Source organism: Veillonella sp. oral taxon 780 str. F0422, from assembly GCF_000221605.1.
Classification (GTDB): domain Bacteria; phylum Bacillota; class Negativicutes; order Veillonellales; family Veillonellaceae; genus F0422.
Genome location: NZ_AFUJ01000072.1, coordinates 1 through 10396 on the forward strand (window position 1 = coordinate 1; position 10396 = coordinate 10396).

Here is a 10396-nt window from a genome sequence, read left to right on the forward strand (position 1 = left end):
ATGTGAGAAATCACCGTAGCCCACACGAACTTGTTTCGTATCATTTGTCCAAACACCACGAACACCATCATATTCTTTGCCGAACCAATATCCAGTAACACCCATTGGTTCCGTCATACGACCAGCTGTTAAGTCCCATTTATTGGTATGTTTAGTTACTGTCGCTTCATCAATACGTTGATGGTTGAATCCTTTTGTCACTTTTAATTGGTGATCAGTATCTACACCACGTTGACCACTGGCACTAGCTACCACGCGCACATCTACATCTTTGCCAATACGAGCATCCACTCCTGCACGAACTCGTGATGTAATACCGTGATTATTTTCATCACGAAGGTTATCTGCTGCGTCATCCTCAATATAGCTTGTAGCTGTTACACGACTAGTTGGACGATCAAAACCTAAATGGCTATCCCAACGATTTCTAAAATCACCAACAACCTCTACGCCGGCTTTTTTATCTACATTAAAGTCACGATGAATGAAAGTATTCAAATGGTCTACCACTTGTGTTTTCACTTCCACTTTCGCCATATTTGGTTGACTCTTATCTGTAGTCGCATCCGCACCAAATTTTAAATTAATGCCCATACGGAATTGTCGAGTAGACAAAGCACGATCATCATCTCGATGGTTGAATAAGTTGTTAATACCAAAGTATACACGGGAATCTTTATTGATTTTCTTTTGAACGATCATATTCCAAATGCCATATGTTTTACGTTCATACATATCGCTAGTACGACGATCGGAGCCAGAGTAGGAAATTTCAGATTTACCTTCAATTTTCTTAGCTTCTTTTGTAACGGGATCAAGTACGATAGCATTTGTAATTGGATCTTTTTCGTAGGCTGTACCAGACGTCATATATCCGCCACCGCCAGATACGGAGTTACTATCTAACATATTGATGTAGTAATCACTCCAAAGGCTACCAGACCAACCAGTTTTTTCATCTTCATAGTCAACGCCAATACCAATTTTATGTGCCGGTTTATCTAACAATTGACGTGGCATATCTGGATTGCTTTTATTCACCGCATGCAAGAATGTATATCCAAAACGAGCTTTCCATTTATTGGAAAGTTTTTGCTTCACTTCCCATTCAAGACCAGTAATTTCGGCTTTACCAATGTTTTTAAAGCTGTAAACCATATCTGGTGCATATAAGAATTTATAGATACCACGTTCAGTATTTTCGTTCAAATCTGTGTGGAAATCTAACACATGGCCTGTATTATAAGCAGTAATATAGTTTTTAATATTATTTCTAAATACAGTCAATTTACTGTAAGTATTTTTATTTTCCCCTTCAATGGAGACATCAAAATTTAAGGATTTCTCTGGTTTTAAGTTAGGATTTCCTTGCCAGTACCAACCTAATCGTGCTTGACCACCATTTAAACTAAACGCTGTTATATGGGATGGGAACATTTCCCAGTTATAAAATAACTCACCCATCCCTGGTTCTACATAGCTACTACCTACATTTGCTTTGAAACGACGATGTGTATTTCCATTCAAGTTATGAGTTAAACCCATATTAAAAGATAAGTTAGAACCAAATAAACTACTGTGATCAAAACGAGCAATTGGAGTTAACATCGTATTTTTATTTAACTGCCATGTATCTTGCACAAATAGGTATTGTTTATTAATAGTACCAGTACCAACCGTTTGTTTATTAATACGCTTGTTCTCTTCTTCTTTGAAAGTTGCACCATTTAATTTGATGATAGCACTGAGTTTAGGATGTACTGTTTTATCATAATAATACAATGGTAATTTTTCTACATCAGAGCTATAAATTCTATCTCTCCAACTAGTTGCTGTCGCATTATTTTCATCAATGGCTGCTTTATTTTCCGCCATTAATGTGGCAGCAAACTCCATATATTTGGCATAAGCTTCAGGATATTTTTTCTTTAATGTATTATCTGTTGTTCCAAAAATCCAAGCTTGAGAGTTTGCCGGATCTCCTTCCGTCAACTTCTCTTTATAATTCAAGAAATCTTCATAGGTAAACTCAGGTACTTTACTGTTTGGATTGGATTTATCTGTGTTGTACCACTCTTTTTCCTTATTTCGTTCGATAATGCCATCTTTGCCTTTACTGAAAGAATAGTCATAAATATTAGATTTTGGATTACCATTACGATCTACAGATAAGCTCTTATCATAATCCCATGGATCTATATCACGCACATAGGTATGCGGTGCATTTTTCAAACGGCTACCTGTACCTGTTTCACGAGACATACCAACACCATAGGATACTAGGTGATTATCGTTAGCTTGGATATCTCCAGAAACTCCAAAATTCCATTGTCTGTGGTCAATATTATCTGTGTATTCTAAAGTGTTTTTACCTTCATAGGTACTTTTTCCATAGTCACTGCTCAACGTTAAATCGTTTTCATTGGTACGAGTATAGTTAACTTCCGCTTTCCAATTGGAAACATCGTCTCTACCTTCATAGGTCAAATTCATTGTATTACGATTTAGGTCACGTTTATAGTGCATTTGTGGCACCATGAAAGAATCACTATTTTTCACATAGCGCTCTAAATCTTCACGATAACGATCTAGCTTCATACTGATCGTTTGATTATCTTTCACATCTATAATACTAGCTACACCTACATTGGCATTTGTACCATAATACCGTAAAGAATTTTTTAGGAATCCATGATCAACAGTATCATCAGCTCCTAGTGCAGATTGTCTAGGACTTTCACTAGCATAGATTGGCATAATATCTCGTTTGCTACCGAAGATATTCACTTTAACCTTACCGATTTTACCAGAGTCAGCTCGCACAAATACATTATTAAAAGGTAGAATATCGCTATTCCCTTTTTCACGAATACCCTCAAAGTTAAATTGTAAACCTGCTTTATTGCGTGGTTTATTCGTGATAACGTTAATAACACCACCCATAGCATCAGAGCCATATTTAGCACTAGCAGCACCTTGAACGATTTCGATATGGTCTAGATTTTCTGTACCTAAACGTTGCAATTCATCGCCTGCACCTTGATATTTCGCCAAATCACCCATCACAGGCTGACCATCTACCAAAATTAATGTATGACGAGGTTCTGCACCACGAATGGATACACCAACCCTACCCATAGCATCTACAGTACGACTCACACCAGTTTCACTAAATACGATATCCTCAGCAGATTTAGCTTGCTTAGCTTCAATATCTTTTTTAGTAATAATTTGCACTTGTTGCGAATTATACTTCGCCTCTTCTTGTGCACGATTCGCTGTAACATATACAGATCCTTCTGCATGTGCTACAGTCGGAACTAAAAAACTTGCGCCCCCAACCCATGTAGCAATGGCACAGGAAAGCATAAAATATTTATTTCTTGCTTCGCTTTTCCTTGTCATTGGTATCCTCCTATTAGAACAAAACTCTCTTAGTAATGAGAAAATAAGTCAAATTACTATTATTGTACCTTGTATTGATAATCTTTTTCTACTCTAAAAAGTTTCTAACTAATCCATTGCGACATTTTAAGAATTATTTTTATTATATTTTTGATTTTTATACTTTAATATATAAATCCTTACTAAATAGCAATAATTATTCATGTTAACAATTAAAAAATATTGATATTATATTAACTTCGTCTATTGAATAGGTAAGATAGACCATTTTCATAACATATAGAAAAGCTATAACCAATTGAGTATATACCTCAACTAAGTTATAGCTTTTCCTATAGGTATTTCACTTTTCATTCAACAAATAACTGTTATAAGATATATACTTAGCCATTATTGATTGTAATTTCAGCAAAATACTATTTTTTATTAGAATTTATATGTACCTTGGATACGAGTGTAGTTACCCAATTTAAAGTTTTCTCCACCGTATAAAGTATCACGTTGTCCAATACCTTTTGCATCGAATGTGTAGAATGCTTCTACCAAGAAGTCTTTGCGAGGAACATAGCCACCACCCAATGTAAAGCTACGAATACCATCTAAGTAACGATCTGGTACAGCACCTGTACCATTGCCACCGAAGAAGGAGCCGTGAGCGAAGTATTTGTAATCCATGAAGGCATTCCAACTACCAGGTCTTGTGAAATCAGACTGTCCAAGATCAAGACGAGCTGTCCAGAAGTGTGGAGTGCCGCCCATGGAGTGGCCTTTTACTGTAAAGTCAGCTGTACTACGAATATGGTCAAAATTAGTATGACCGTTCATATAGCGACCAAAATCACTGCGATTGAAACCATAATCTAAGGAGATAAGAGCATTATCACCGACCTGATATTGTGCACCAATAGCGAAAATATTAGCCAATCGTTTTGTCGTATACATATCATTGGTTAAATCAGGAACTTCCGATGTTACCTCTCCGTAAATAGGATCATTTAGATCGATATCCCCAGCCCAATCTTTATTATATCCCGTAATACCCGTATGAGTTACCATCTTAGTTTTCGCATGACCTGCTTGCATAGAATGAGCATTATTGTTCAAGGAACGTAAGAACCATGCTTGTAAGCCTAAACGAGGGTTAATTTGTGTTTTATATTGAGCAAATAATGCCTTATCGATTGCTGGAATTACATCTCGTTCCAACTTCAGGCCTGTCACTTTAATTGGTTTTCCAATTACTTTTTCGAGAGCTGCACGTGGTAATGTGTTACCTTGTTCAGAGTCTTGAATAGTTACTTTTAATTCCTCAAGATATTTTTTCACAATATTAGTAACTGTACCCTCACTATAATAATTTTCAATAGAACTAAAATTTGCCTCTTTTAATTCATTAATAACGTTTACATCTTCGATTTTATATGAAGATGTAGTGTAGTCATAAGGACCTACTTTCTTTATGCCTACTACACGCTTAAATTTATATTTATGTATAGGACTATTCAATGTATTCAAAGGTTGGTTCTTTGGTAGAACAGCTGTAATCTTAGCCCCCTCATTGTAATTGGTCATTTCTTCCTTAATGACGGAAGCTAAGGTTTTATCTCTAGTATCAGTTTGATACACTAATGTGCCGTAAAAATGAGATTTAGCAGCCCATTCAGCAACAGCCTTATAACCTTCCTCTAGTTTCTCTTTATTATTTTCCAGATAGTTTCTATCTAATAAAGATGGATTTCCCAATGATTCTCCAAATTTTTCGTTAACTTCATTTTTCAATGTACCATTTATTTCACCGAGTACTTTATTTTTTCTTCCTTATACAATTTATTTGGATCATCTTTTTCAATTTTTTCAGGTCTATATTGATCGCTTTCAGCATACGATGATATATCACCCGCTAAATATCCCACATTATGATTTTCATCCTCTACTTCATATACTACCTTAACCTTGCCAGCCGATATAACAGGATTATAGCTTATATATTTATGGTTTACCAACTCTGGATATGCTTTATTGATGATATTTGCCATACGTTTGATGATTTCAGTTCTTTTAGCAATTTTTTCTTCTTCTGTTGCATTTGGCATCGTATTATCTACATCACTTAATTGTTCCATAAAGTATAGGTTTTCATTTTTCCCTTTAAATTCTTTTAGGTATATATCCATGAACGAGCCTTCTTGTGGAACCTTTTTACCATCAACTTCTTTTACTGGTGTCTTCCAAATATTTCCATAAATTGCCGCTATAGTCTCACTATCCCCATAAATTTTATTTAAACCAATAAACTCTTCCAATGTTGGAGCTCTAAAATAGGTAGAGTACGTACTATGGTTATAGGCAGAATCTGTAATACCCGTACTTGCTTTAAAGGACCCAATACCGGTACGGAATTGACTTCTTTGGTCCGTCCATACAGCACGAACTCCATCAAATGTTTTATTGAACCAGTATCCAGTAGCACCCATGGATTCAGATAAGCGACCAATCGAGAAATCCCAATGTCCGCCAGAGTGGGTAACATCTAGATTTTCTAATCGTTGTTTATTTAATCCTTTAGAGTTAATTGTTGTGTTTGCTGTATCTATAGAGTGAGTACCACTAGCACTAGCAAGAACTTTTACATTTGTATTATCATTAATTCTTGCATCTACACCAAAGCGTATACGTTGTTCTAAACCATGTTCTTTTTGATCTTTTAGATTATATTCAGCGTTACCAACATAGGATGTGCTTGTGTATAAAGATTGTGGACGTTCAGAACCACCATGTGCCATTAAGCGTGCACGATAATCGCCAATAAATTCAGTTCCTTTTTCTTTCTTAGCATCAAATGGTCTTTCTAAGAATTGATGTTCACGTCCCATATCATCGCCATTCACAGTAGCTATAGCTTTATCTACATGAACTTTTGTAATAGAAGTTTTACCATTTATACCATTTGTTACTGCAGGATTTTGCATCTTCGCATCTTGAGCTTTACTATCTCCACCTGCACCAAATTTAAGATTTACACCAAAACGATATACGCGAGATTGTGTTGCTCTATCATCATCGCGATGATCAAAGATATTGTTAATACCAAAGTATACTAAGGAATCGTTGCCAAATTTACGTTGTACCATGGCATTCCATGTACCGTAAGATTTTTCTTCGTACTCATTAGATACATTATAGATGGCACTATCGGAATCAATACCACTAATCCAGTAGTTGGATCGATTCTTTTGTGTATTACTATCAAGCATTTTATGATAATAATCTGCCCACAATTGTGCATTCCACTTCTTAGTTTCATAGGTAATACCAAAATCGATTTTGTTAGTTGGGCGGTCTAATAAATGTGCAGGCATTGTAGGATCAGATTGATTCAACGCTTGCAAACGAGTCCAGCCGAAACGTGTACTCCATTTAGAACCAAATTTATGTTTCCATTCTAACTGTACACCAGTAATTTTTGCTTTACCAATATTTTTAAAGCTATAAATTAAATCTGGTGCTTGCATCCATTTATCTTTTTTTGATAATTGTGGTGCCCAGTCTTGTAATTCTCCTGTAAAGTATACGGACATATAGTTACGAATACGATTTTGGAAAACGCCAATGCGAGCGTAATCATTTTTACCTTCCCCTTCAAAGCTAATGTCAATATTTTTAGACGTTTCAGGTTTTAAGTTTGGATTACCTGCCCAGTACCAGCCCATTTTTGCAACACCTTGCGCTACTGGATTGGATGCGAACATTTGCCAGTTATACCATAGTTCACCCATACCTGGCTCAGAATAACCAGTGCCAATATTCGCTTTCAAACGACGATGAGCATTAGAGTTTACATTATAGGTAGCACCAAAATTCCAAGATACATGAGAACCAAATAAATTACTCTTATCAATACGTACAGTAGGTTGTAATAACAAGTCTTTATTTACTTGCCATGCATCTGCTATGTAGTAATTTCTCTTATCAATACTACCTTCACCTTCAGTAATACGTTGTTCACGTTCACGATATTTTTCTAGGAATTTAACACCTTTAAATTTTGGCGCTTTAGCACGTTCTGCTGGATCTAAAGATTCTCCTTGCATAAAGTATTTCACATATACCGATGATCCATTTATATCATTTTCTTTTTTAATGCATCGTTGAAATCTCGAATTTTCTCCCAATGTTCGTCATCTACACCAAAATCTGTTAAGTTATTATACCATGAGGCTGGATCTGTTGGTTTAATAGGGTCGTCTAATTTATGGTCACGGAAGTATTCGTAAGTAATCGGCGGAATATCGCTTTCGTTTTCTGCTCCATAGTATTCATAATCTTTATCCCAAATTGGCAATCCATCTTTACTTGGTTTAAATTTGTAATCGTGAATATGAGAATAAACACGTAAACTATTATCACCAGGTCTACGTTCTAAACGGTCTACACCTGCTACTAGTAAATTTTTATCGTAGTCCCATGGATCGATATAACGAGTTTTTACGTTAGGAGAACTTTTAAGTCGGCTACCTGCTCCCGTTTCGTGAGTTTGTGCAATTCCCCAACTCAAAGTATGTTTATCACCAATGGCAGAGTTAGCATTGAAACGGATATCTGTTTGACGATGATCTACATCATCAATATAACGTAATTCATTTTTACCTTCGTATTGGGAACGACCAGTATAGTTAATCAATGAAATATCATTTTCATTGATGCGAGAATGATTCAACTCTAATTTCCAATCACTAGCACCACCACGACCATTCCAAATCATGTTCAATGTGTTACGGTTACTATCACGTTTAAAATGACGTTGCGGTTCCATAGGAGATGTACTATGTTTTACATCACGTTGTAAATCTTCCGTAAAACGATTTAAACGTAATTGTACATTATGCTCTTTATTAATATCATAGATAGCATTTAACCCAATATCAGATGTATCCCCATAGAAACGAAGCACATTTGGTTTAAATTCGCCTTCTAGTTTATCACCAGTATCTCTTCTTTCTTGAGATGCATATACTGGTAAAATATCACGTTTACTACCAGAAATAGCTACACGAACTTTACCCATTTGTCCAGAATCGGCACGCAAGAGAAATTGGAATTACCATATCCAGTTTCTCCACCTTTAGCGCGAGAGCCTTCCCCATTGATTTGGATAGTTGGTTTTTTAGCTGCTTTTTTAGTGATGATATTCACAACACCACCAATAGCATCAGAGCCATATTTCGCACTGGCAGAGCCTTGAACAATTTCAATACGCTCTACATTTTCTGTACCAAGGCGCATTACTTCATCCGCTGCGCCACTAAATTTAGCTAAGTCGCCTAGTACGGCTTGACCATCCACTAAGATCAACGTATGACGTGCTTCCGCACCACGAATAGATACACCCACACGACCCATAGAATCTACAGTACGAGATACACCGCTTTCAGTGAAAATGATATCTTCTACTGATTTAGCTTGCTTTTGTTCAATGTCCTTTTTAGTAATAATGCTCACTTGTTGTGAGTTATATTTAGCCTCTTCATGAGCTCTATCAGCCGTAACATATACAGACCCCTCAGCTTGTACTGAGTTTGAGTACATCAACCCTGGTAGTGCTATCCATGTAGCAATCGCACAAGATAGCATGAAGTACTTCTGTTGCTTTCTACGATTTGTCGTCATTGCAATCTACTCCTAAATACTAATCATAAAATTAACACAAATAATAACACAAATGACAAAAAATATCATTTTGCTTTAATTTTATACCAATTCTTCTATCATATCTACTCCGAAACGTTTTCAATTAGCCCATTCCGTTATATTTTTTGCAAATAATTCTCATATTTTTCATGTGTATAACTATTACTTTTGTTTTTCTTCTTTTACATTCCAAGTATATGTAACATAATAAATGCCTAATGAGCACCATAGATGTACTCATTAGGCATTAAAAATAGTTTCTTATACTATTGTATAGATTCATACAAATGTATGAGATACTTAGAATTTATACGTTCCTTGAATTCTTGTATAATTTCCTAATTTAAAGTTTTCTCCACCATATAATGTATCACGTTGTCCAGTCGCTTTTGCATCAAATGTGTAGAATGCTTCTAATAACAAGTCTTTACGTGGAACATAGCCGCCTCCAACAGTAAAGCTACTAATACCATCTAAGTAACGATCTGGTACAGAACCACTACCATTGCCGCCAAAGAAGGAACCATGATCAAATCGTTTGTAATCGATGAAACCATTCCAACTACCTGCACGTTTATAGTCGGATTGACCAATATCAAAACGTACTACCCAGAAGCTTGGATTTCCTCCCATTGAACGACCAGTTGGTGTAAAGTTAATACTACCTGGAACATAGTTATACACAGTGCGTCCATTCATATACCGTCCAAAATCAGTTCTATTTTGACCGTAATCAAAGGATACGGATGCATTACCTGTACTATATTTTGCTCCAATACCGACTACATTAGCCACACCTTTGAAAGTGGTACTTGATGTACCTAAGCCACTAGCAAATTGTACTGTATTTGTATCATTACCCATAGAGCGTAAGTACCAAGCAGTCAAACCTAATTGTTGACCTACCATATGGCGTAACTGTACATAGGCCGCTCGTTTAATCGGTGGAATGACATCACGTTGTAATACGATACCTTCTGCTGGAATGATAGCGCCAGTATATGGAATGAAAGCTTCTCGTGGTAATTTACTATGTCCATCTGTGGCTTCTAAGGCACTTACGATTTCATTGAAATATTGCGCTACAAGATATGGATACATACCTGATTCATATGTTTTAGCAATAGAAGATTCACCAGGAGTACCGATAGCAAGATAATTCATTTCATAAAGTTTATCGCCTATGTTATCTAACAAGCTACTCTCTGCCTCAACTTTTACTACCCCTGCATTAAATGAGTTTTTAGCAATAGCTTCTGCTTGTTCTTGATAACCTTTTAGGATTGCTTCTTTATTCGCTTTA

At 36.0% G+C, this 10396-nt stretch carries 4 protein-coding genes and 2 pseudogenes; all 6 read right to left on the reverse strand.

Going from position 1 to position 10396, the window contains the following annotated elements; genetic code table 11:
* On the reverse strand, window positions 1-3405 hold a 3405-nt coding region (locus tag HMPREF9200_RS07720; protein ID WP_009354167.1), incomplete at its 3' end, for a TonB-dependent siderophore receptor.
* A 426-nt stretch (window positions 3406-3831) separates the two neighbouring features.
* Window positions 3832-4329 (reverse strand): annotated as a pseudogene (locus HMPREF9200_RS08590) (TonB-dependent receptor); the annotation flags it as partial.
* Window positions 4330-5192: 863 nt separating this feature from the next.
* Window positions 5193-7508, reverse strand: a complete 2316-nt coding sequence (locus HMPREF9200_RS07730; protein ID WP_141558216.1) for a TonB-dependent siderophore receptor — start codon at window positions 7506-7508, stop codon at window positions 5193-5195.
* Between the two features lie 17 nt (window positions 7509-7525).
* Window positions 7526-8491: a hypothetical protein gene (locus HMPREF9200_RS09130; RefSeq protein ID WP_038145224.1), complete on the reverse strand. Its 966-nt coding sequence runs from the start codon at window positions 8489-8491 to the stop codon at window positions 7526-7528.
* Window positions 8452-9072 carry a TonB-dependent siderophore receptor gene (locus tag HMPREF9200_RS09135; RefSeq protein WP_009354168.1) on the reverse strand — a complete coding sequence of 207 codons (621 nt, stop codon included), beginning with the start codon at window positions 9070-9072 and terminating at the stop codon, window positions 8452-8454. Before HMPREF9200_RS09135 ends, HMPREF9200_RS09130 begins: the two co-directional genes overlap by 40 nt.
* A gap of 321 nt (window positions 9073-9393) precedes the next feature.
* A pseudogene (locus tag HMPREF9200_RS08790) lies at window positions 9394-10396 on the reverse strand (TonB-dependent receptor); the annotation flags it as partial.

Coding starts and splice junctions, on each gene's coding strand:
- HMPREF9200_RS09135 (WP_009354168.1), bottom strand. CDS start 9,072: ATGACGACAAATCGTAGAAAGCAACAGAAGTACTTCATGCTATCTTGT.